23 protein-coding genes and 1 pseudogene are annotated in these 21,340 nt (G+C 38.5%); 5 read left to right on the forward strand and 19 right to left on the reverse strand.

Annotation, left to right across the window (positions count from 1 at the left end; translation table 11 throughout):
• Positions 1 to 61 precede the first annotated feature (61 nt).
• From hisS to P7J58_RS02310, 3 genes are all read right to left on the reverse strand, one after another.
• Positions 62 to 1,345 (reverse strand): histidine--tRNA ligase, encoded by a 1,284-nt coding sequence (gene hisS / locus P7J58_RS02300; RefSeq protein WP_222336588.1) that lies wholly within the window; start codon positions 1,343 to 1,345, stop codon positions 62 to 64.
• A gap of 113 nt (positions 1,346 to 1,458) precedes the next feature.
• On the reverse strand, positions 1,459 to 2,160 hold the full coding sequence (locus P7J58_RS02305) for a hypothetical protein (RefSeq protein ID WP_408555563.1): 702 nt from the start codon (positions 2,158 to 2,160) through the stop codon (positions 1,459 to 1,461).
• Between the two features lie 273 nt (positions 2,161 to 2,433).
• On the reverse strand, positions 2,434 to 5,106 hold the full coding sequence (locus P7J58_RS02310; protein ID WP_408555562.1) for an SEC10/PgrA surface exclusion domain-containing protein: 2,673 nt from the start codon (positions 5,104 to 5,106) through the stop codon (positions 2,434 to 2,436).
• Positions 5,107 to 5,425: 319 nt separating this feature from the next.
• Here P7J58_RS02310 and rpmF point away from each other — a divergent pair, with 319 nt between their 5' ends.
• Both rpmF and rpmG read left to right on the forward strand, forming a co-directional pair.
• Positions 5,426 to 5,608, forward strand: a complete 183-nt coding sequence (gene rpmF, locus P7J58_RS02315; RefSeq protein ID WP_408555561.1) for a 50S ribosomal protein L32 — start codon at positions 5,426 to 5,428, stop codon at positions 5,606 to 5,608.
• Between the two features lie 15 nt (positions 5,609 to 5,623).
• A complete protein-coding gene (rpmG, locus tag P7J58_RS02320; RefSeq protein ID WP_002262412.1) occupies positions 5,624 to 5,773 on the forward strand; it encodes a 50S ribosomal protein L33 in 150 nt (49 codons plus the stop codon).
• A gap of 78 nt (positions 5,774 to 5,851) precedes the next feature.
• Here the strand turns inward: rpmG and P7J58_RS02325 are convergent, their stop codons facing one another.
• Positions 5,852 to 6,037, reverse strand: coding sequence for a FanG protein (locus P7J58_RS02325; RefSeq protein WP_408555560.1), 186 nt, complete (start codon positions 6,035 to 6,037; stop codon positions 5,852 to 5,854).
• A gap of 28 nt (positions 6,038 to 6,065) precedes the next feature.
• On the opposite strand from P7J58_RS02325, the gene P7J58_RS02330 reads away from it, so the two are divergent.
• Both P7J58_RS02330 and cadX read left to right on the forward strand, forming a co-directional pair.
• Positions 6,066 to 6,680: a CadD family cadmium resistance transporter gene (locus tag P7J58_RS02330; RefSeq protein ID WP_408555559.1), complete on the forward strand. Its 615-nt coding sequence runs from the start codon at positions 6,066 to 6,068 to the stop codon at positions 6,678 to 6,680.
• Between the two features lie 11 nt (positions 6,681 to 6,691).
• Positions 6,692 to 7,030, forward strand: coding sequence for a Cd(II)/Zn(II)-sensing metalloregulatory transcriptional regulator CadX (cadX, locus tag P7J58_RS02335; protein WP_000711078.1), 339 nt, complete (start codon positions 6,692 to 6,694; stop codon positions 7,028 to 7,030).
• A 408-nt stretch (positions 7,031 to 7,438) separates the two neighbouring features.
• Here cadX and P7J58_RS02340 read toward each other — a convergent pair whose 3' ends face one another.
• From P7J58_RS02340 to gla, 15 genes and pseudogenes are all read right to left on the reverse strand, one after another.
• Positions 7,439 to 8,281 (reverse strand): metallophosphoesterase, encoded by an 843-nt coding sequence (locus tag P7J58_RS02340; RefSeq protein ID WP_408555558.1) that lies wholly within the window; start codon positions 8,279 to 8,281, stop codon positions 7,439 to 7,441.
• Between the two features lie 48 nt (positions 8,282 to 8,329).
• Positions 8,330 to 9,223, reverse strand: coding sequence for an aldose 1-epimerase family protein (locus P7J58_RS02345; RefSeq protein ID WP_408555557.1), 894 nt, complete (start codon positions 9,221 to 9,223; stop codon positions 8,330 to 8,332).
• Between the two features lie 64 nt (positions 9,224 to 9,287).
• Positions 9,288 to 10,694 carry a 6-phospho-beta-galactosidase gene (gene lacG / locus P7J58_RS02350; protein ID WP_105212242.1) on the reverse strand — a complete coding sequence of 469 codons (1,407 nt, stop codon included), beginning with the start codon at positions 10,692 to 10,694 and terminating at the stop codon, positions 9,288 to 9,290.
• 235 nt (positions 10,695 to 10,929) lie between these two features.
• Positions 10,930 to 12,609, reverse strand: a complete 1,680-nt coding sequence (locus tag P7J58_RS02355) for a lactose-specific PTS transporter subunit EIIC (RefSeq protein ID WP_002941140.1) — start codon at positions 12,607 to 12,609, stop codon at positions 10,930 to 10,932.
• Complete coding sequence (locus P7J58_RS02360; protein ID WP_003048451.1) at positions 12,609 to 12,926, reverse strand: PTS lactose/cellobiose transporter subunit IIA; 318 nt, start codon at positions 12,924 to 12,926, stop codon at positions 12,609 to 12,611. The genes P7J58_RS02355 and P7J58_RS02360 overlap by 1 nt, the downstream gene beginning before the upstream one ends.
• Positions 12,927 to 13,163: 237 nt before the next feature.
• Positions 13,164 to 13,997 carry a PRD domain-containing protein gene (locus P7J58_RS02365; protein ID WP_408555556.1) on the reverse strand — a complete coding sequence of 278 codons (834 nt, stop codon included), beginning with the start codon at positions 13,995 to 13,997 and terminating at the stop codon, positions 13,164 to 13,166.
• A 188-nt stretch (positions 13,998 to 14,185) separates the two neighbouring features.
• Positions 14,186 to 15,163, reverse strand: a complete 978-nt coding sequence (gene lacD, locus P7J58_RS02370) for a tagatose-bisphosphate aldolase (protein WP_408555555.1) — start codon at positions 15,161 to 15,163, stop codon at positions 14,186 to 14,188.
• Between the two features lies 1 nt (position 15,164).
• Positions 15,165 to 16,097 (reverse strand): tagatose-6-phosphate kinase, encoded by a 933-nt coding sequence (locus P7J58_RS02375; RefSeq protein WP_408555554.1) that lies wholly within the window; start codon positions 16,095 to 16,097, stop codon positions 15,165 to 15,167.
• A 9-nt stretch (positions 16,098 to 16,106) separates the two neighbouring features.
• Positions 16,107 to 16,622: a galactose-6-phosphate isomerase subunit LacB gene (gene lacB / locus P7J58_RS02380; protein WP_408555553.1), complete on the reverse strand. Its 516-nt coding sequence runs from the start codon at positions 16,620 to 16,622 to the stop codon at positions 16,107 to 16,109.
• Between the two features lie 26 nt (positions 16,623 to 16,648).
• On the reverse strand, positions 16,649 to 17,071 hold the full coding sequence (gene lacA, locus P7J58_RS02385) for a galactose-6-phosphate isomerase subunit LacA (protein WP_018031056.1): 423 nt from the start codon (positions 17,069 to 17,071) through the stop codon (positions 16,649 to 16,651).
• Positions 17,072 to 17,277: 206 nt separating this feature from the next.
• Positions 17,278 to 18,045, reverse strand: a complete 768-nt coding sequence (locus tag P7J58_RS02390) for a DeoR/GlpR family DNA-binding transcription regulator (protein WP_044751929.1) — start codon at positions 18,043 to 18,045, stop codon at positions 17,278 to 17,280.
• 78 nt (positions 18,046 to 18,123) lie between these two features.
• Complete coding sequence (locus P7J58_RS02395; RefSeq protein WP_024377394.1) at positions 18,124 to 18,369, reverse strand: hypothetical protein; 246 nt, start codon at positions 18,367 to 18,369, stop codon at positions 18,124 to 18,126.
• 94 nt (positions 18,370 to 18,463) lie between these two features.
• On the reverse strand, positions 18,464 to 19,078 hold the full coding sequence (locus P7J58_RS02400; RefSeq protein WP_029177735.1) for an NUDIX hydrolase: 615 nt from the start codon (positions 19,076 to 19,078) through the stop codon (positions 18,464 to 18,466).
• A gap of 114 nt (positions 19,079 to 19,192) precedes the next feature.
• A pseudogene (locus P7J58_RS02405) lies at positions 19,193 to 19,357 on the reverse strand (helicase HerA-like domain-containing protein); the annotation flags it as partial.
• Between the two features lie 190 nt (positions 19,358 to 19,547).
• Entirely contained in the window at positions 19,548 to 20,393 is an 846-nt protein-coding gene (gla, locus tag P7J58_RS02410) for an aquaglyceroporin Gla (RefSeq protein WP_024380156.1), read from the reverse strand.
• 139 nt (positions 20,394 to 20,532) lie between these two features.
• Here gla and P7J58_RS02415 point away from each other — a divergent pair, with 139 nt between their 5' ends.
• The gene (locus tag P7J58_RS02415) at positions 20,533 to 21,333 is read left to right on the forward strand and encodes a formate/nitrite transporter family protein (protein ID WP_408555552.1); all 801 of its coding nucleotides are present in this window, start codon (positions 20,533 to 20,535) and stop codon (positions 21,331 to 21,333) included.
• The last annotated feature ends 7 nt before the right edge of the window (positions 21,334 to 21,340 follow it).

A 21,340-nucleotide genomic window follows, 5' to 3' on the forward strand; every position in this document is an offset into this window, starting at 1 on the left:
AGAAGTGATTATCCAATCGCTTCTTTTTTTGATTTCTAAAATAAAAAAGAAGCAGCCTAAACTACTGCTTCTCCAATTCTTCTAAAATACTTGCAAAATCTGTTTTGAGTGCTTCCAAGCTTGTTTCAACTTGACTTCTTGTCTGGTTATTTTTAACCACAACCTGTCCGGTTTCAATCTCACTTCCACCAAGTGTGATAATGGTCTTAGCTCCAAAGACATCTGCTGACTTAAACTGGGCCTTAAGCTTGCGGTCAAGGTAATCTCGCTCTGCTCGGAAGCCTTGCTTGCGGATGGCTTGAATCAACTCGAGTGCTCCGCCATTGGCCTCCTGACCTAAAACTGCGATGTAGACATCTAGCTGGGTGTCGAGAGGGAGCTCGATGCCTTGCTTTTCAAGGACTAGAATGAGGCGCTCAATCCCCATGCCAAAGCCAAAAGCTGGTGTTTCAGGTCCGTCAAAGTAGGTCACCAAACCATCATAACGACCGCCGGCACAGATGGTCAGGTCGTTGCCACCTATCTCTGTCATAAACTCAAAAATAGTATGGTTATAGTAGTCCAAACCACGCACCATGTTGGTGTCGATGGTGTAGGCAATTCCTAAACTATCCAACATAGTCTTGACCGCTTCAAAATGAGCTGTACTTTCCTCATCCAGATAGTCCAAGATGGACGGTGCATTTTCCACTGCAGCCTTGTCTTCTTTTTCCTTGGAATCCAACACACGCAAAGGATTTTCTTCTAAACGGCGCTGGCTATCTTTAGACAACTGTTCCTTGAGCGGCGTCAAATAGTCAATCAAAGCCTGGCGATAAGCGGCACGGCTCTCTGGATTGCCCAGACTGTTGAGGTGGAGGCGGATGTCCTTGATCCCCAACTCCTCAAAGAAGTGATAGGCCATAGCAATGGTTTCTACGTCTGTCGCTGGGTTATTGGAACCAAAGCACTCCACACCAATCTGGTGGAACTGACGGAGACGACCTGCCTGCGGACGCTCATAGCGAAACATTGGGCCCATGTAATAGAACTTAGCTGGCTTTTGCACTTCTGGAGCAAAGAGCTTATTTTCTACATAAGAACGAACAACGGGTGCTGTCCCTTCTGGACGGAGGGTGATATGACGCTCTCCCTTGTCATAGAAATCGTACATCTCCTTAGTCACAATGTCTGTCGTATCGCCAACCGAACGGCTGATCACCTCATAATGTTCGAAAATCGGTGTGCGAATCTCAGCGTAATTGTACTGTTTGAAAATGTTGCGGGTAAAATTTTCCACATACTGCCATTTGGCAGAATCCTGCGGTAGTAAATCCTGTGTTCCTTTAGGTTTTTGAAGTTTCATGGAATTTCTCATTTCTCTAAATCTTGTCCTTTATTTTATCATATTTTGGGCTTTTTTGGAAATGGCAGGGCAGACAAAAAGCCGTGCCTACTGACACGACCTTGTTTAAAAAGCTATTTCTTGTCTACAATCTGGAAATTCAAGTCAGCCACTTCGATTTCAACCTCAAGTTTTTCTTCTGAATTGAGATTGAGGAGGTTTTCTAAGGCTATTTCTGCAAAGACCGCTACTTTTTCTTGGCGTTCCACATCATTCAACACCTCCTCACTTGTCTTGTAAATGGCTTCTTGGGATTTATCATTTAGAAATTCCTGGGCCTTTTGTCCAGAAGTGAAGACATCGACCGCCTTGTCTAGCAGGCCATTGCTATTATTGCTGATTTTGATTTCTCCGTGTTGCTGAGAATCAACTTCGACAAGCACAGGTTTCTTGAAGGTCAAGGTATTATTTTGAATCTGAACATCTGACTGACCAATCCCTTCCAAGACCAACTTGAACTCCGTCTGCACAGGAATATCAACAGTCATCTCACGTCCTACAAAGAGCTTGGTAATCGGTTCTGTCCAGTCTGGCCATTCCTTTAATTTATTGTTTTCAAAGGTCTGGTTGGCAGTCGTGTCCACCTCAGCACCTGCTACAACCAGCTTGCTTTCCGCTTCAAACTTCTTAATGACAAACTCATATTGAACCTTATGGGTCCCCTGGAACCATACCAGAATACTATTTCTAAACCAGAAAATACCTATACCTAAAACCAGCAGCAAGACTAAGAGGCTAGCCAACTTTTTCGCAAAAAACTTTCCAACTGTTTTCATACAGTTCTCCTTTATATTGAATAATTGGAACTTGTCCTATAACCATTATATATATATGCTGTCAAGTATTTTCTTTTTTGACTATTTTAGCAAAGTCCTAGATTTTTTTCTATTTTAACCCTTCTCAATAAACATCACCATTCCAATTAACGGTAAAAGAAATCATTAAAAATTCCCCAAAACTGTCGGAATAGAACAAGCTTTTCAATAATTTTGGCAATCCAAAAAATCTTCCTACTATCCTTAGTAAGAAGATTTTTTCATTATAGCCATCTATCCTTGTTTGCGTCTTCTTGCACTTGCAAGACCAAGGCTAGACAATACTGACACACCTGCGAGTGCCAACAGACTTGTTTGCTCCCCTGTGTTTGGCAAGGTCTTAGCACGTTCTACACGTGAGTAAGTAATACCTTGTGGTGTGACGGTGACACCTGCTTGTGGGTTTGTCACCACAACCTTACCGTCAACAACCTTCACATCTTGACCTTTAGTAATAGCGTCTTTGACTGCATCAATGTTGATAGCTGGTCTTTCAACAGCAGTTGGTGCATCTTTTGGTACTGCAATCACTGTTCCGTCTGGAAGTGTTGCAATTACATTATCTTTTGCTTTGTCTTCAAGGTCTTTGAGTTTGTTGTACTCAGCTTGAAGTTCAGCCAATTTGCTTTCTTCTGCTGCAAGTTTAGCAGTAACAGTTTCAAGTTTGTTTTGTGCTGTTTCAGCTTTAGCTTGTGCTTCAGTTAGAGCCGCTTGCTTTTCAGTAAGTGTTGCTTGAGCGTTAGCAAGAATAGCTGGTGCTTCAAGATAACCTTTCAACTCAGTAGCAAGTGCTTTAGCTTCTTCAACCAAGCGGTCTTTTTCTGCAAGAAGAGCGTTTTTATCTTTATTCAAGCTATCAAGTGTAGCTTGTTGTTTAACAAGTTCAGTCTTAGCTGTTTCAAGAGCTTCAGCTTTTGCAGTAGCAGTAGCTTGTGCTTGAGCAAGGTCAGCCTTAGCTGTATCAAGTGCGGCTTTCTTAGTTGCCAAATCAGCTGAGAAATTGTCAACTGCTTTTTGTGCATCTGCCTTGCGAACTTCAGCATTTTGAAGAGCAATTGTTGCAAGACGTAGGTTATTTTCTGCTACCTGTGTTTGAAGCGGTGTTGCAGTAGCATCAGCAAGAGCTTTTTCTGCTGCGGTTTTTGCTTCAAGTGCGGTAGCGTAATCGGAACTTGCTTTTACAAGATTTGCTTGAGCAGTATCGGATGCGGCTTGTGCTGCTGATTGTTCAGCTTGTGCTTTAGTAAGAGCTGCTTGAAGTGTAGCTGGGTTGTTTGGATTGGTGATTGGGGTGCCTGTGTAGATACCAAATACGCTGATTGAGTATAACTCACCAGCAATGATACCAAATGATGCACCAAAATCAGATGCTCCTGTTTGGAGATTCTTTGAGTGACCCCAGTTCGATGGCGCATCCATAAAGGCTTGAACCATTACAAATTCGTAAATTGCTTGTTTCACATCGTACATAGTCATTGATGTGCCATATTTAGCCAGTGCAATTGGGCCACCGTTTTCGCCAAAGTAATCGCCTGGTAAATGACCAAATGTTAAGATATTTTTGTTGCGAGCTACGTACTTGTCCATTTGGTCTTGAGCCGCTTTTATTGAACCTGTATTTAATTCGAGTTTAGGCAAATCAAGTTGTTCACGAACAGCGTTTACGACTTGTAGATTATAAAGTGCAAGTTCTTGTATTTGTTCATCTGTTAAGGCATTAAAGTTGACAATTTTGTTTTTGTCAGCTGGACTAATAGTTGTGTTAAAACCTTGTGCCATTTTGACACCATCGCCGATCAATGTGTTTTTCCACAATTGGTCGGTTTTGTTTTGGTTCCACATATTGAGTGATTCTTTAAAATTGTCAATGTCTTGTTTAGTTCCTGTGAACGTAACAGTATCAACATTTGCAAGAGCAAGAGCATCTTGTGCTGATTTGACAGCATCATTTGTTTTATTGAGTGCGTCAGTTGTTGTTTTAGACTCATCTTGAGCAGCTGTCAATTTTGCTTTTGCTGTATCAACAGCGTCTGATTTTACAGCAACCTCAGTTTCAGCAGCTTTGATTTTTGCATCACGGTCTGCGTCAGCTTTCTTAGCGTCTTCAACGGCTTGGGTTGCAGTATTAACGTTAGCTTTAGCATCTGTAACAGCTTTGCTTGCATTATCAAGGTTAGCTTGAGCTTCAGCAAGTCCAGTTCCTGAGAGTGCATCTTGTGCTGCTTTTACGTTAGCTTCTTTAGCAGTGACAGTAGCATCAGCTGCGTCTTTTTCTGCTTGGGCAGTATCAACAGCAGTTTGAGCGTCTGCGACTTTACCAGTTTGGTCAGCAATTTCAGCGTTAACTTCATCTGTTTCTGTAGCGTTTGCTTGTTGGTCTGCAAGGTTAGCTGTTTGGTCAGCTTGGTTTGCAGCAATGTTTTCTGGTGTTGCGTTTACGGTATTTGCTTCAGCGTCTTTGACTGCTTGTGTTGCAGTATCAACGTCTGCTTGAGCAGTTGCAACCGCTTGGTTAGCGGTGTCTGCATCAGCTTGAGCGTTAGTTGCATCTTGAGCAGTAGCATCAACAACAGCTTGTTGTGCGTCAAGAGCTGGTTTAACATCAGCTGATGTTTTAGGTGTTTCTGCAACAGGTGTTTCCGCTGTTGGTGTTTCAGTTGTAACTGGAGCCTCAACAGTTGATGTTGTCAATGATGCTTGAGCTTCTTCATAAGAAGAGTAAGTTCCATTTGGTTCAGATTTTACAATTTCGCCTGTGGCGTGGTTAACAGTTTGCCACTCACCAGTCACACGGTTTAAGAAAATATCATATTGTGTGTCTGCTGATACGGTAGACGCACCAACGGTTGCAAGAGTGATAGCAGTAGTTGCCGCGATTGTGCCATATATATACTTGTTCTTTTTCATTATTTCCTCCTGTTTAAGCTAATAGGAAGGGCTTGGCCGAAGTGTCAAGCCCTGCTATACTAGTATAGCAGGGCTTTTGTCAAGTTTTTTGCATGATTTTTGAGAAGTTTGTCAAAAAATTTGGGGGGAAGAAAAATTAAGTGCAATACTTAAATAAAAATAGGAAAATACAATTGAACAAATTTTTTTCAAAAAATCTGTCAAGTAACTTTACTTTACAAAAAACTTTTGTTATACTGTTAAAGTTGGCGAAAGTCATACGCACTATTTTTAGATTTAAAAGGGGCTTGGCCCTGACATTTAATGGAGGAAGAAAGAAATGGCAGTACCTGCACGTCGCACTTCAAAAGCGAAGAAAAACAAACGTCGTACTCACTATAAAGTAGCAGCTCCAACTGTGAAATTTGATGAAAATACTGGAGATTACTCACGTTCACACCGTGTATCTTTGAAAGGATACTACAAAGGACGTAAAATCGCTAAGGCTGCTTCAGCTGAATAATAGAAGGGAGATACCATGCGCGTAAATATTACACTTGAACACAAAGAATCTGGTGAGCGTTTGTACCTTACTTCAAAAAACAAACGTAACACTCCAGACCGTCTTCAATTGAAAAAATACTCACCAAAATTGCGTAAACACGTTATTTTTACTGAAGTTAAGTAAGGGGTTCACTACACGTCATTAGACGTCAAAACATTGATTTAAAGCGATTTTTGATTTTTTGAATTTCAATAAATAGTGCTACAAATCAATTAAAACTCTACCTTTTACTCTACCTTTTTTAGATAAACATATCATTTGGATATTGAAGTTAAGCCCTGCTATCATTTCGATGGCAGGGCTTTTTAATATTTGGTACACTAACTTCTTATCTATATTTTGGTGGATTTTAAGTTGACATCTACAAAGTTTAATGTTAAAATTCATTCAAAAATATATTTGAATGAGGTGTTTCATGATTCAAAATGTTGTTACTTCAATAATCCTTTATTCTGGGACAGCCGTAGACTTACTTATTATCCTAATGTTATTTTTTGCCAAAAGAAAAAGCAGAAAAGACATCATTAACATCTATTTAGGACAATTTCTAGGCTCTGTTAGTCTAATATTGCTAAGTTTACTTTTTACATTTGTCTTAGATTATATTCCTAGTAAAGAGATTTTAGGTTTGCTCGGTTTGATTCCAATTTTCCTAGGCCTCAAAGTTTTACTTTTAGGAGATTCTGATGGAGAAGCTATTGCCAAAGAAGGTTTGAGCAAAGATAATAAAAACCTGATTTTTCTAGTCGCTATGATTACTTTTGCAAGTTGTGGTGCTGACAATATTGGTGTCTTTGTCCCATATTTTACTACCTTAAATTTAGCAAATTTGATAGTGGCTTTACTTACCTTTCTAGTCATGATTTATCTCTTGGTTTTCTCTGCCCAAAAATTGGCACAAGTCCCTTCTGTTGGAGAAACTTTGGAAAAATATAGCAGATGGTTTATTGCCGTTGTCTATTTAGGATTGGGGATATATATCCTGATTGAAAACAACAGCTTTGACATGCTATGGGCTGTGTTAGGCTAGGAGAAAAAATTATGAAAAAAGATAGTATCTGTCAAGTGGATGTTATTAATCAACAAAATGTTACAACCGCAACGAACTACCTTGAAAAGGAAAAAGTCCAAAAATCACTTCGCATTTTATCAAAGTTTACTGATAATAAACAGATAAATATCATCTTTTATCTCCTTGCTGTTGAAGAACTCTGTGTCTGCGATATAGCCTGTTTACTAAATCTCAGTATGGCATCTGCCTCCCACCATCTTCGTAAACTAGCCAATCAAAACATCTTGGACACTAGAAGAGAGGGGAAAATTATATATTATTTTATAAAAGATGAGGAAATCAGAGATTTTTTTAATCAACTAGGATAACAATGGATACTTACGCTGAATTAGCACCTCAACGAATGTTAGAAGCTGTGGGTATTTATCTTGAAAAGATTGCTGAACTAACGCAATAACTACTCTACCATTCACTCTACCTTTTACTAAGGAACATTACAAAAACGTTGATATATAAACGTTTCTAACAGCTAAAATAGACAATACTTAATCTTTACTGATGTGAAATAGGGATTCACTACACGTCAATTGGCGGTAGAAACCTTGATTTTAAGCGATTTTTGAAAGATGCACTTTCATTACATTGCAGTACAAATCAGTCGAATCACTACCTTTTTCACTACCTTTTTTGAAATAAGATTTTGATTCGGATAAGTAATAAACCCCACTGGCTAATTAAAGTCAGTGGGGTTTTTGAGTGATTGGAAAAGAGCAAAATTACTGATTAACAAGATCTACAACGATAATTTCTGGGCGATTAAAAAATCTTGGTACTCGTGTAGATTCTTTGGCCAGACCCCTGCTTACAATAAAATGCGAGTTTTCAAATTCATATAAACCACCTGCATATTTCGGAAAAAATCCTTGATTAGGTGCAAATACACCATTAACCAAATAAGGTATTCTCCATTGTCCTCCATGTGCATGACCTGATAATACTAAATCAAATCCATACTTTTGATACGTATCAACTAGTTCTGGGCGGTGCGCTAGTAAAATTTGAAAGTCGGTACTTATTTGCTTCCCTTTTATGTCTTCAAGTTGGTCTAGCAAATTCACACCAGTATCATACTTTTGAAAATATTCAGGATCGTCAATGCCTGAAATAGTGATTGACTGCCCCCTTATATCAACTCTACTAGTATTTCCAGATAATATGGCTACATTCTGTTGTCGCAGATGTTCTAGCATCTGTTCATATCGATTACTCCATATTTCATGATTACCTGACACATAGTAAGTATGATTAAATTTACTTAGCCCACTCAACAGTTCTAGTGTTTTTCTGTCCGAAAGTTCATCATCAAAAATATCTCCACCTAATAAAATGATATCTGGGCCTTCTTTCTCTAATACTTCCAAGATTTGTATCTGGTTTTTACCGTAATTTGATGAGTGTAAATCAGTAATTAGAGCAAGTCTGACTGGTCGAGATATTTTGGGACTAACAAGCCTGTAATGAGTTACTTGAAGCCGACTGTCAAAACCTAAAGCAAGAAAAATTAGGATACAAATAAGAATAAACCATCGTGGCTTACTATTTTTTAGTTTTTTCATCATATGAACTATTTTACCAAATTTCTGTAACGAGCAAACATTTTCAAAAGTTTACTCAATAATAATATCAAAATGTTTTGTATCAACTTCTTTAGGAGCGACGTAACTAATATTTCGTTTGGCATTGAATATGTCAGATTCTTCCAGTGATGTAGAGAGTCCGCTCCATGGTTCTAAAGCGATAAAAGGACTCTGATTTGTAGTTGACCAAATCACTAAATACGGAAAATCATCAAATGCAATCGAAAGAGTCTTCTGATGATTTTTGGATTTCAAAGTTACCTTTCGTGATACTAATTGATCCAATGTTATGGCATCGTGCTCAAACAGTTGATAGGACAAGTCCAAGATCTTTTGATTTTCCAAGAATGGACGGCGATCTCGCAGATCAAGTAAGCCAGTTTCTGGAAAACTTCTTGGAACTGTACAGGATTCTACTTTTTCAAATTCTAAATAATAGTCTTCATAACTCTCACCATCCAACAAAGGACAATTAAAACCTGGATGACCCCCAATAAAGTAAGGTAGCTTTCTATATCCTTCAAGATTTTTAACCCGATATTCAGTTCGGATTGTATTGCCAAGTAGTGAGTAGTTAATGGAAAGTTCAAATTCAAATGGGTAATTTTTTATGGTTTCCTCATTTGATGAAATAGAAAATTCCAAAGAATTTTCAGTTCTTCTTACATTTTTGGACATCATTTTTCGTACAAGTCCATGCCTTGGAATTGTACCTGTAAATGTCGGTCTTTCTGCAGGTTCAAAAATAGCCCAATCATTTCGTAAACTTCCACAAATCGGAAATAGAACTGGTGCTTGACCGCTCCAATAGGTCGGATCTCCTTGCCAAAGATACTCGACACCATCAGTATCTTTTATTGAAATAATTTGCCCACCTAATTCAGAAAATTGTACTGTTACGTTCTCATTTTTTAATTCGAACATAAAAACTGCCTCCCTTATATGAAAACAAGGATACTAACTTGAGCTAGGCATCCTTGTATTATTTTTATTCAATAACCTGTGTTTCCGCTACTTTTTTATACCAATAAGCACTTTTCTTTGGATAGCGTTCTTGGGTTTCAAAATCAACATAGAACAAGCCGTATCGTTTCTCGTATCCATTTGACCAAGAAAATACATCCATCAAGGACCAGATGAAATAGCCTTTAACATTGGCACCATCTGAGATAGCGTCTGAAATCACTTCTAAATGCTTTTTCACATAATCAATTCGACCATCGTCATAGACTGTACCATCTACAAATTCATCTTTATAACCTAGACCATTTTCAGTGATGTAGATTTTCTTATAGTTTGGATAGTCATTTTTCACACGCATAATTTGGTCATAAAGACCTTGTGGATAGATAATCCAATCCCAGTCCGTTTTTGGAATATCAACTGGGGACTCTCTACGACCAACTCCTTTGATTTGATACTTAGAACTTCCCTTTTCACCTTTGCCATTATGGATAATTTCAGTTTCTCCATCATGAGCTCTCATCCAATCACTCATATAGTAATTGATGCCCAAGAAGTCGTTCAAATCTTTTGCGGCATCTAAGGCAGCAAAGTCTTCATCACGAAGGTCTAATTCCCCACCATTTACTTTCAGAATATGGCGAACACCTTCAAGTGTTTTTTCAGAATAGTAACCCAAGTATGTTGCATCTAGGATAAATTTATTGTGAATAATATCTTCAAGTTCCGCTGCACGGACATCGTCTGGATTGGTTGGATCATAAGGATATTTCGTTGGCAATGCATGTACAACACCAATTTCTCCACTATAACCAGCATCCTTGTAGAGCTTAACTGCCTTGGCATGTGAGACCATCATATTGTGATGAGATTGGAATACTTTAGCTAAGTCATACTGAATACCTGGCGGGAACTTCCCAACAAGATACTGACCGTCACCAATTGGGCCAATTTCATTAAAGGTTGTCCAGTAATTAACTTCAGGGAATTCTTTGAAGCAAAACGCTGCATAATTGACAAAGTGTTCAATGTTATCTCGATTTAGAAAGTCACCATTAGAATGTAGTGTCTCTGGTGTATCAAAATGATGAAGCGTTACAAATGGTTCTACGTGACGTTTATGGCATTCCGCAAATAATTTATGGTAAAACTCTACTCCCTTTGGATTCACTTCTCCAAAGCCTGTTGGGAAGATACGAGACCAAGCAATTGAAATACGAATGCCGTTTACCCCAAATTGTTCACTTAGTTCTAAATCAACTGGATAACGATTATAAAAATCAGAAGCTGGTTCTGCAGTGTACCAGTAATTATCTTCTAGATACTTATCCCATGCAACACGACCTTTTCCATCTGTCTTTGTGGCACCCTCTGCTTGATATGCAGCAGTTGCTCCACCAAATATAAAATCTTTTGGTAATGTTTTAACCATATGCCTACCTTCTTCTATCAAAAATAAATAAAGGGGGAGGAGTTGGAGATTTATTACTCCCTCCCCTTTTGATTAAGAACCTGTATTCACAAGTGAAGTGCTTGTATATAAGAGATTGTTTTTCGCTAATCAAGGCAGTTTTTTGAGGGAATACTGACTGTATTTTGAAAAAAACGAACGATGAGTAGCTGAAAAACTAACCTTAGATGGGAGTGCTGAACTGTGAATACAGGTTCTAGAACTGTTGTTTGACAAAGTCAAGAGCACCTTGACCATCACGTGTGAGTTTAATGTATTGAGCCCCTTCAGTTTTGGCGAGTTTAATGCCCAATGCATCGGTTTCTTGTTTGATATCATCATAGTTCGATGCTACTTGTGGTGCAAGGATGACTAATTGATACTCTGGCAAAATCTCACGGTGCGCCCCATAACTTCCTGCTGTAGCTGTAACTGGAACTCCATATTCTTTTGCAGCTTTAGTTAGAGCGTTGGCAAGCAATCCGCTTGTACCACCCCCTGCACAAAGTACCAGAACGTTGGTTTGTTCAGAAATTTCGGTATCGACTGCAGCCTTTTCAAGAATAGCATCCGCTTTGGCGGTATTAAAGTTAGCCGCCACTTTCTCTTTCAAGCTATTTTCAACTTTCCCTGATTGTTCTTCAGCAAGAATTTGCTCATCGTAAACTTTCAAGAATGGATAATAGATAAGTACATCGACAACGACCAATAAGATAGCTAGTGCAAAGGCAAGTGGAGCAAAGTTTGTCCCCATTACAATCCCCAATGGTCCTGGAGTTGTCCATGGCAAGTTAACGCTGAAACTGTTCATTTTTAGCGTATCAACAAAGAATTTGAAAATCCATACGTTAGCAATTGGAGCTAAGATGAATGGAACAAAGAATACTGGGTTGAGTACAAGTGGTGCACCGAACAAGATTGGTTCGTTTACACCAAAGAAAGTTGGAACAACTGAAGCACGTCCAATTGCTTTATTTCGTTTAGACTTAGTCAACCACATAAACATGAATGGCACAACCAAGGTAGCACCTGTACCACCCATTGTCACGATAAACATTTGAGTACCTGAAGTCAGGATTTTATCCGCGTGTTGACCCGCCTGCAAAAGTTGGAAGTTGGTTTCAATATTGGCATAGGTAATGGCTGCAATTGCTGGCTCAACAATTGATGGACCATGAATCCCTACAAACCAGAACAAGGCATAGGCACCAAAGATAATGGTAATACCCACATAACCGTCTGCTGCTGTAAATAGTGGCTCAAATAATTTCAGAATAGCCTCAGCAACGTTTGTTCCAAGGAATTGACGTGTTACAAGATCGATTCCATACAAGACAAAGATAGACAATGCATATGGAATCACATCTTTAAACGCCTGGGATACGTTCGGTGGAACTTCGTCTGGCATACGAATGGTGACATTGTTTTTCACGCAGACCTTATAGATATTAACTGTAATGAAGGCGGCTAGAAAGGCTGTCAAAAGACCCTTAGTTCCCATGTAACCATTAGCAAACCCACCTTCAATACCGTCAGAAGCCAGTAATAGGAAACCTGAAATTGAGGCAATCATGGTTGAAATGAAGTTGATTTGATTGGTTTTTGGCAATTGACGGTTAAAAGCATCTGTCAAAGATTTTGCGGTCGTTCCTGCAACTAGGACAGCTACAATCCCCATTGTGTAACCGTAAGGTTTCATGATAGCCGCAACTGCTTCATCAGACCAAGTAAATCCAAAGATATTCGGCACGAAAGCTACCAATAGGAAGATACTTGAGAACAAAATAACTGGCATGGCTGCGATAAAACCATCACGGATAGCCCTTAAATAAGGGTTTCTCGAAATCTTTTCAAAGAAAGGCTTCCCTTTCTCAATGAATTCAATCAATTTATTCATTACTTATCACCTCGTTTGTACAGTTCAATCATATGACTCATCATATCTTTCAATAATAATGTTGTCATGAGATGGTCTTGACCATGCATAAGTGTCACACTAAAGGCTAAATCCTCACCAGCCGCTTCTTTTTGCAACAAGCTAGTCTGAGCATGATGGGCTTCAACAATACAAGCATTGGCAGCTTCAACTAGTTCTTCTGCTTTTGCATAATCACCTTTTTGAGCAGCAGCCAGTGCCTCCATCAAACGAGAACGAGCATCACCAGCGAACGCAACAATCTCAAAACCTAATAACGTAATTTCTTCTCTGTTCATAATATGAACCTCCTATTTTTTATGTACTCAATGTAAATTCAATTCAGACTAGCTTCAACAGTCTAGGAATAGACTGTTGAAGGTTGGAAATAAGACGAACGAGTTCGTATCGATATAACGCAGATAGAACTCTGTTCCCCTCTCATCTCAATGGAACAGGCTGAAAACCTCCACTGGAGCTTTTCACTCATCAAGTTGAGACAACAACGTCTGAATTGGATTTACGAAGAGTATGATTTACAATAACCGTTGAATATGTAATACAATATAGAACCTTTCACTGTCGTTTACAGGTTCATCAACCAATGATGTAATCATCTCAAAAATCTGACTACCTATTTGGTAAGCTCTTGGATTCTGGAGCTTGATATATTGTTCCAAACTAGCAATCGATTCATTTGACTGATGGGATCTATCTAAGTAATTCAGAAAATAGGACAGATGAATCATAAAGCGATCATAAAAATTGCTATTTTCTTTTGTGCGTTTAATCCCATTCTCTATCAAAATTTGTTCAACCTCAGCAATAATTTTCTTACTGATGTCATGTTCTTCACTAGTTGGATGAATTGTTTCACCTTTTGCATTGATTAAGTGAAGTGCAATTTTACCAATCTCATCATTTGGAAAATCATTTAGCAACTTTTCACGAAACATAGCTAAGGCTTCACGCGCCATTTTATATTCCAATGGATATTCGGCTGAAATATTGGGTAGCCTACTTTCTTGATAGGTATTCTTTAAAACCGCCTGATATGTACAACAGATATGATCTGTCAGTGTCACATAGAGATATTCTTGTACAGGGTAATGATAGGTTGCTACGAGATGATTGATAACCGTGTAGGTTGCCGAAATAAAATCTAAGGGAATATCTTTTAATAAGGTTAGAAAATTTTCTTTGGCTTCGTCATTTTTTAGCGAAAAGATGTTTTCTATCTTATCCTTAACAATTAAATCTCCTTTTTTCTTTTGAAAGGTTATACCTAATCCCATCACGACTGCCTGTTCCCCATGTTCATTTTTCACCAGAGCAGCGTTATTATTTAGTGACTGTATAATCCTAAACATATATTCCTCCTATATTTTTAAGCAAAAAAAGACTACAAACAAACCGAGAATATCCTACTCTCAAATCCATTTGTAGTCTTGCCTAATCGAATTAGTTACAATCCACTCTATTCTTGCTGATGAGATTATTATAGCATATTCTCAGAAAATGTAAACCCTTTCTTTAAGAAAAATGGTTATTTTTTCAATTATTTTTCTAACCAAGAAGTAGCTGTTTGAGACAAGACGGCATCAAGTCCCTCAATATTTTCACGACCAATAGTTCGTAACCATTCACGTGCTGCTTCTTCTCCTTGTTCGATGTAAACTGGCACAACACCAGCCCAAGTCGCACGACCACAGAGAACACCGTTAAATTTAGCACCTGCTTCATGTGCAAATACTAGAGTATCTTGGAAGAGTTTTGCAGAAACACCTGCGCTTAGATAAATGTATGGCAAATGAGTTGATGCTTCTTGTTGACGGAAATATTCGGCTGCTTCTTCTTTTGTATAAACGACTTCCCCTGTTCCAAAGCCTTCTACAAAATTCATGTTCACAGGTACTTCTACCTTAAGAACATCTACTCCAAAACGCTCAGCCGAAAATACTTTCATGGCTTCATTTACTTTTCTAGGTTTAACTTTGGCAAACTCAACGCTAGCATTATCTTCAATCGTTTCATCATAACTCAAAATCTCCAAGAAGAATGGCAAACCTTCTGCCTGACATTCTGAACCTAAGCGTTCAATATAAGCATGTTTTTGAAGATTAACGTATGGATTACCATCAACGTCATAGTAGAGTAGAAACTTAATGGCATCTGCCCCTTCTTCTTTTAATCGTTTGACAGACCACTCTACCAGGCAATCTGGCAAACGACTGGTGGAGCTGGTGTCATAGCCAGTTTTTTCATAAGCCAAAAGTAATCCACATTGTTCATCGCGGGCGCGTGAAGCTGGTAAGCCAAATTCAGGATCTAAAAGTATAGAAGAAGAAAACTGTGTTAGTTCTTCAGAAACTAGCGTTTTTAGCTCTTCCATCTGCTCCACTGTAGGTTCTTCTGCCTGATGTTTTGCCATCATTTTTTTCAAGGCTCCACGTTGGTCGAAGGCAAGAGCTGAAATGACTCCTGCTTCATTGCTGACTTTTTCCATATATTTTCTTTTTTCTGCTGTTACTACCATCTTAAACCTCCTCGACTTCAATTTGAGAATACAATACTTCTGAATGTTCTAAGTTAACATAACCTGTCTGTTCTTCCTGAGCATTTAACATGCCCAAAACGTTTGCTTTTTTTAGTAGTTCTACATCAGGTAATGCATGTTTCAAACTAGCTGCAATACCTGCAACAGTTGAGTCACCCGAACCTACTGGATTGACGACATTTATTTTTGGAATTTTCACACGATAGAACTTATCATTGTGTTTGGCAAAAGCCCCCTTGGCCCCCAAGGATACAACTATCCAATCAATTCCTTGGAATAATTGACCAGACAGAACTGCTTTCAATTCTTGAATATCATCTGTGACATTTTTGCCAATTAACTGTGATAACTCCTCTGTATTTGGCTTGATAGCCGTCGGCTTCTGCTGGCTTTCTAAAACGTTTTTCAGCGCCCCACCAGAACAATCCAGAACAACAGCAACACCACATTTTTTACAAAGTTCAATTACCTTAACATAGTAGTTGCTAGCAAGTCCCTTAGGCAAACTTCCTGAAATAACAACAACATCTACATTGTTCAGGATGATTTCAAGATGTTCGATAAAATTCAAGGCTTCATGTTCTTGAATAGTTGGTCCTTGTTCTAAAATCTCTGTCTGTTGGCCATCATGAAGGATCGCAATACAGTTACGTGTTTCGTTCCCAATTTCCACAAAGGAATTTTTAATATCATTTCGAGTGAGTTGTTTCTTTACATAACTTCCAATCTCACCACCAATGAAACCAGTAGCCACAACATCTTCACCGATTTGTTTCAAAACCCGTGTCACATTGAGCCCCTTACCACCAGCTGTTTTTTGAACTTTTTCTACTCGATTGACCGTATCCAAATGAAAGGTATCCAATTGATAGGCAATATCAACCGACGGATTTAAAGTGATCGTCAAAATCATGTGAGCCTCCTAGTCGTGGTATTCTCCACGATCCCACTTTTCAAGAAATTCCGTAAAGAACTCTGGATTAGCTTGCTCTTGATTGAGCGTTTCAACTGCAGCAATCTTTTCAATCAAACGTTTGTTTTCTTCAGTTGGTTTGTATTCTGCTTTAATAAAGGCTTCAATGATGTCGCACATGAGCAACTCACCCGTAATTTTGCCTCCAAAACCAATGACGTTGGCATTTAACTCTTCCTTAGCGTAGAGTGCGGAGGTCATATCACGAACCAGGGCTGATCGAACACCAGGAACCTTGTTTACAGCATTGTTGATTCCAACACCTGTTCCACAGATACAAATGCCCAAATCTGCTTGTCCGTTTGCAACAGCTTCACCAACTTTTTTACCAAAGATTGGGTAATGAGTGCGGACATTGTCATAAGTCCCAAAGTCCAAAACTTCATATCCTTGATTTTTCAAATAATCTACCACAGCGATTTTTTCATAGGTTACAATGTGGTCACAACCGATTGCAATTTTCATCTCTTATTCTCCTTTGTTTACAACAATTAGCACATTTTATTTAGCATATCGACACGAATTTGGTGACGACCGCCATCATACTCACCTTCAACAAATCCTTTAACGATATTTTTAGCAATTCCTTCTCCTACAATCTCACTACCGATTGTAATAATACGCGAATTGTTGTGTCCTCTTGTCATATAGGCAGAACGTTCGTCTGAAACTTCTGCAGCGATCATACCTTTGACTTTAGTTGCGGTCATAAATGGACCAACACCATAAGCATCAATCACAATACCAAGATTTCCTTCCTCTTGATTGACTGCTGCAACTACCGCCAAAGTAGTATCAACAAAATCACTTCCATCACTGACATCTTTAAAGTCATATGATTTTTCTAGCAAATAATCTTTAATAACGTCTTTTAGTTTTGAACCCGCTGGATCAGCACCGATAATGATTGTCATAACTTATCTCCTAACAAAAATAGAAAGTTGTAGCCATATTTGGCAGAAAATCTTTGTTTTGCAAAACTTAGAAAAAGCGTTTTCGCTTTTTTATGTTTAAATTATACAACCAAATAAACACAAAGTCAACATATTTTGTTTAATTTTTGTTTATTTTTTTCATATACAAACAAAAAACCAACATTTCGCTGTTGGTTTTGATAACTTTATGATTTTGTAGTGATAATTTCGATGTGCTTACTTAATGATTGGTAATTTTCATCCTTTGCAGTCATATCAGTCACTAGAGCAGTTATATCATTCAAATCACAAAAGGAAGTAAAATCATCTTTTCCAATTTTCGAGGCATCCAGCAGTAGATATTTTTCTAAAGAATGCTTAATGGCAATATTTTGCGTATAGGCTTCCGCTAAGGTTGAGGTCATGACATCAGTTCCCTTAAGTCCGTTACCTGAAAAGAAAATCTTGCTGAATCGCATTTTTTCTAAACTTGTATTGGTAATTTCTCCTACAAACGATTCTGTCACTTGGCGATATTCTCCCCCCAGAAGAAAGACCTGAAAATCCTCTGTCTTCTTTTGTGATAAGATGGTAAAAACAGGCATACAGTTTGTGATGACAGTTAGACGAGGATTTTTAATGGCTTCAGCCAGAAAGGCCACTGTTGTTCCTGGACCTAAAAACACCGTGTCTCCATCTTCTATCAGTTGTGCCGCCCTTTCTGCTATCTCTTGCTTGGCTTCCTTATTTTGAATGTGTTTCTCAGAATGAGAATATTCCCGATATTGAAAAGCCTTATTACTTCTAGCACCGCCATGGATTTTGGTTAAGACTCCCTGCTCTTCCAACTCTATAAAATCACGTCGAACAGTCATATCAGTAACATTTAGCAATTCAACAATCTCAGAAATTCGAACGGTGCCTTTTTTGTTTACCAATCGTGTAATTTCTTCTAGTCGTTCTCGTTTATTCATGTTTAATCCTTTGTTGTTTTTTTACATTATATCAAAAATAAACAAGAATATGTTGGAATTTTGAACAGTTGTTCAATATTATTTTTTAGTTGTATTTTTGTATAAACGAGAAGACTTCAGAATATAATGACTTTCATTTTGGGAATCATTTTTAAATACAATAACTCCTTGTTTGGTGTATTCTCCAACTACATCAGCATTACTATCTAAAATTTGCATTGTTACATTATTTACTTTATATCTTTGCTTATTAAATAAAATCTCATTATCTTTAAACTGAATTTTTTTAGATTCATCAACATTTTTTATACTTCTATTTTCCACATTGGCTAATACATAATCTCCTCTAAAATTTTTATGAACAAAAAGGGCAACGGAAAAATTGCAGGTCTTGTTATTGGCTTGACTTTAACTTCGCTCATCTAGGCGAAGTTTTTTGATTTATGATTTCCGTAAAACGATGGGTAAATTGGGCAGTCATTCCCCAGATATTTTCTGGTAGATTTTCATAAAAGGGGACGGAGCGTTTATGATGACTGAAAGGATAGTCAACCCCACCTCTCAAACGTTCAAAGGGAAAGTCACAATCTGGGACAATCTGTGAATCCAGTTGATAATAGACAGGGGCCGTTTTCAGCAAGGTTTCTAGTGGAACTGTAAAGAATCGAGCCACTTCATCATTGGGTTGAAGGGTCTGCCAGTCCAAGTGAAGTCGACCGACAAAACAGCGAATCGTTGAGCGACCGAAAACGAGATAATCGATTTCTCCCAGCAACTCAATTTGTTCCTGTTGAATGTCAAGTTCTTCGATAACCTCACGAATGGCAGCTTCTTCTGCTGTCTCGCCTTCATCAATTCCGCCACCTGGAAAGGAAACTTCTCCTGGTTGAGAAATGGACTCGCTCCGAATCTCATATAAGACCTGCCACTGATTGTCTGACCAGACTAAGGGCAAGAAGACTGCATAAGAACGTTTTTCACCTAATGGCTGGGGCTGATAGTCTTTCAATAATACCTGCAATTGATCAGTCATGGCAACTCCTTACTAACTAGTGATTTACGTTTATTTTAACGAATTTTGTGGCATCTGGCAAGAACTTTGTCTAGATATAGCCGAACGAATTTGCTTTCATACCCGGAACCGAGGTACAGACAGTATAAGAATAGGAATACCCGCGTCACTCAACTGATCCGCCAAGACCTTCAAGGTCACCGTCTTTCCTGTACCTGTCGCACCTGCGATGATCCCATGGCGATTGAGCTGCATCTCCGCTTGACTGCTTCCATAACCAAAAGCAATAACCTCTGACATATACTTGCCTCTTTTCCGATTTTTTCTAGCTTTACTGTAGCATAACTTTTAGGAAAATAGCAGAGCAGACAACTGAATCACCTCAATATCCATAAAACAAAAAAGAAAAACCCGATAGCAATCGAGCTTAAAATTAAGATAACATCTACTTTTTTTTAAAGCAATTCACATATCGAGTTTATTCTATATATTATAAGTACAAGTATTTAAACAAAGCGATCGCAAGGACTGATGCGAGGATTGGAGCAACCACTGGCACCCAAGCATACCACCATTTTGAATCAGATTTTGATTCACCAAGTACTGTTTTTGGCAGGAAGTGGTGAAGAAGACGCGGACCAAGGTCACGAGCAGGGTTAAGAGCTGGACCAGTTGGACCACCGACACAGGCTACCAAGGCCATAACTAGGAAACCAATGCCTAAGTGAGCAACTGCAATTGAACCTGAAGTATATGGAGCAGTCATTGTCTCAGCGACTGTTTTATCATAGCCTTGTTCAATCAATTTACCAACCAACTCTGAACCAAAGAAATGTTTGGTCAAAGCAAGTGCTCCGAAGAACAATACAAATGAACCAGCGAACTCATTTAAGAAGCCATTAATAGTTGCAGCTTTACGACTTTCTTTTGTACCATTGTCAAGCGCGCTGATTGTTGAGAACGAACCAAGGATGTGATTTGGATTTTCAGTTTTCAAGAAGTAAGGTTTGTATACTGCTACAACCACTAACTGACCAAACATTGCACCTAACAATTGCGCAACAATGTATTGAGCAACGTGAGCCCAAGGGAAGAGACCTGAAACAGCCAAACCAAGTGTAAAGGCTGGGTTGATATGGTTACCAGAAACGTTACCAAACATCAATGCTGGCATCATAACTGCCAAACCATAGCCAATCGCAATGAGAATCCAACCAGAGTTGTTTCCTTTTGTACCTTTTAAATCAACGTTTGCAACTGTACCATTACCAATGATAATAAGGAGTGCAGTCGCTAAAAATTCAGTGATATATTTCACTGTCCATGTAACATCCATATTTTTCTTATATTTCCTTTCAAAAGTTAAATTTTTTTGGACAACAACCATTTTATCAAGTATAATAAACAAAGTAAAGCCATTCGACAAAAAGAAAACGTTTACTCAAAAAAGTAGTAGATTCAGTAAGGAGATTAGAATGGGAGCTAACCAAGAGACTTTAATGTATACACTTGAAAAGAGTATACAGAAAAAAGCAGATTTATTTGAACACAGTTTTTCTGCCTACGCTGTACGATCGATACTTGCTAGTCTTTATTTAGGATTGGGGATTGTCATTTCTCTTTATACAGCAGACAAACTCAACCATGTCGCAGAAGGACTCGGGAAATTTAGCTATGGGTTGATGTTTGGTTGGGGGCTACTCATGATTTTATATATGAATGCCGAACTTGGAACATCCAACATGATGTATATGACAGTAGCCAGCCATCGAAAAACGATTCCTACGAAAACAGCCCTCAAGATGTTGGCAACCTGTATCCTTTTCAATTTTGTCGGTGCTGTCCTTGTTTGTTACTTGGTTTCATTGACACTGCCTTATCAGCACGTTGATGCTCACAGCTACCTATTTGAAGCAACGGTGGCCAAGCTTTCAAAGACACCTTTGACTCAATTTATTGAAGGAATTTTTGCTAATATTGTCGTGAATATCGGCGTATTTACCTTCTTACGCATCAAAGATGACGCTGGACGTCTCATTTCCGTTATTTTCATCATCTTTATCTTTGCTTTCTTGGGATATGAGCACGTCATTGCGAACTTTTCACTCTTCTCCCTGTCCTTTTTTGCAAATGGTGGACCAGTTGAGGGAATGACTCTATTAAGTGTACTAAGCAATTTCCTCTTTTCTGGATTAGGAAACTACGTGGGGGGCGGTCTCTTTATCGGACTTCTTTATAGTTGGTTGAATCATCAATCCAGACTTTATGTAGACTAAAAAAACT

Source organism: Streptococcus suis (genome assembly GCF_046032535.1).
GTDB lineage: Bacteria > Bacillota > Bacilli > Lactobacillales > Streptococcaceae > Streptococcus > Streptococcus suis_AK.

Bases quoted from the DNA above. Each gene is read 5' to 3' on its own strand.
- hisS (WP_222336588.1), bottom strand. From the start codon at position 1,345: ATGAAACTTCAAAAACCTAAAGGAACACAGGATTTACTACCGCAGGAT.
- P7J58_RS02305 (WP_408555563.1), bottom strand. From the start codon at position 2,160: ATGAAAACAGTTGGAAAGTTTTTTGCGAAAAAGTTGGCTAGCCTCTTA.
- P7J58_RS02310 (WP_408555562.1), bottom strand. From the start codon at position 5,106: ATGAAAAAGAACAAGTATATATATGGCACAATCGCGGCAACTACTGCT.
- rpmF (WP_408555561.1), top strand. From the start codon at position 5,426: ATGGCAGTACCTGCACGTCGCACTTCAAAAGCGAAGAAAAACAAACGT.
- rpmG (WP_002262412.1), top strand. From the start codon at position 5,624: ATGCGCGTAAATATTACACTTGAACACAAAGAATCTGGTGAGCGTTTG.
- P7J58_RS02325 (WP_408555560.1), bottom strand. From the start codon at position 6,037: ATGAATTTTAACATTAAACTTTGTAGATGTCAACTTAAAATCCACCAA.
- P7J58_RS02330 (WP_408555559.1), top strand. From the start codon at position 6,066: ATGATTCAAAATGTTGTTACTTCAATAATCCTTTATTCTGGGACAGCC.
- cadX (WP_000711078.1), top strand. From the start codon at position 6,692: ATGAAAAAAGATAGTATCTGTCAAGTGGATGTTATTAATCAACAAAAT.
- P7J58_RS02340 (WP_408555558.1), bottom strand. From the start codon at position 8,281: ATGATGAAAAAACTAAAAAATAGTAAGCCACGATGGTTTATTCTTATT.
- P7J58_RS02345 (WP_408555557.1), bottom strand. From the start codon at position 9,223: ATGTTCGAATTAAAAAATGAGAACGTAACAGTACAATTTTCTGAATTA.
- lacG (WP_105212242.1), bottom strand. From the start codon at position 10,694: ATGGTTAAAACATTACCAAAAGATTTTATATTTGGTGGAGCAACTGCT.
- P7J58_RS02355 (WP_002941140.1), bottom strand. From the start codon at position 12,609: ATGAATAAATTGATTGAATTCATTGAGAAAGGGAAGCCTTTCTTTGAA.
- P7J58_RS02360 (WP_003048451.1), bottom strand. From the start codon at position 12,926: ATGAACAGAGAAGAAATTACGTTATTAGGTTTTGAGATTGTTGCGTTC.
- P7J58_RS02365 (WP_408555556.1), bottom strand. From the start codon at position 13,997: ATGTTTAGGATTATACAGTCACTAAATAATAACGCTGCTCTGGTGAAA.
- lacD (WP_408555555.1), bottom strand. From the start codon at position 15,163: ATGGTAGTAACAGCAGAAAAAAGAAAATATATGGAAAAAGTCAGCAAT.
- P7J58_RS02375 (WP_408555554.1), bottom strand. From the start codon at position 16,097: ATGATTTTGACGATCACTTTAAATCCGTCGGTTGATATTGCCTATCAA.
- lacB (WP_408555553.1), bottom strand. From the start codon at position 16,622: ATGAAAATTGCAATCGGTTGTGACCACATTGTAACCTATGAAAAAATC.
- lacA (WP_018031056.1), bottom strand. From the start codon at position 17,071: ATGACAATCATTATCGGTGCTGATCCAGCGGGTTCAAAACTAAAAGAC.
- P7J58_RS02390 (WP_044751929.1), bottom strand. From the start codon at position 18,045: ATGAATAAACGAGAACGACTAGAAGAAATTACACGATTGGTAAACAAA.
- P7J58_RS02400 (WP_029177735.1), bottom strand. From the start codon at position 19,078: ATGACTGATCAATTGCAGGTATTATTGAAAGACTATCAGCCCCAGCCA.
- gla (WP_024380156.1), bottom strand. From the start codon at position 20,393: ATGGATGTTACATGGACAGTGAAATATATCACTGAATTTTTAGCGACT.
- P7J58_RS02415 (WP_408555552.1), top strand. From the start codon at position 20,533: ATGGGAGCTAACCAAGAGACTTTAATGTATACACTTGAAAAGAGTATA.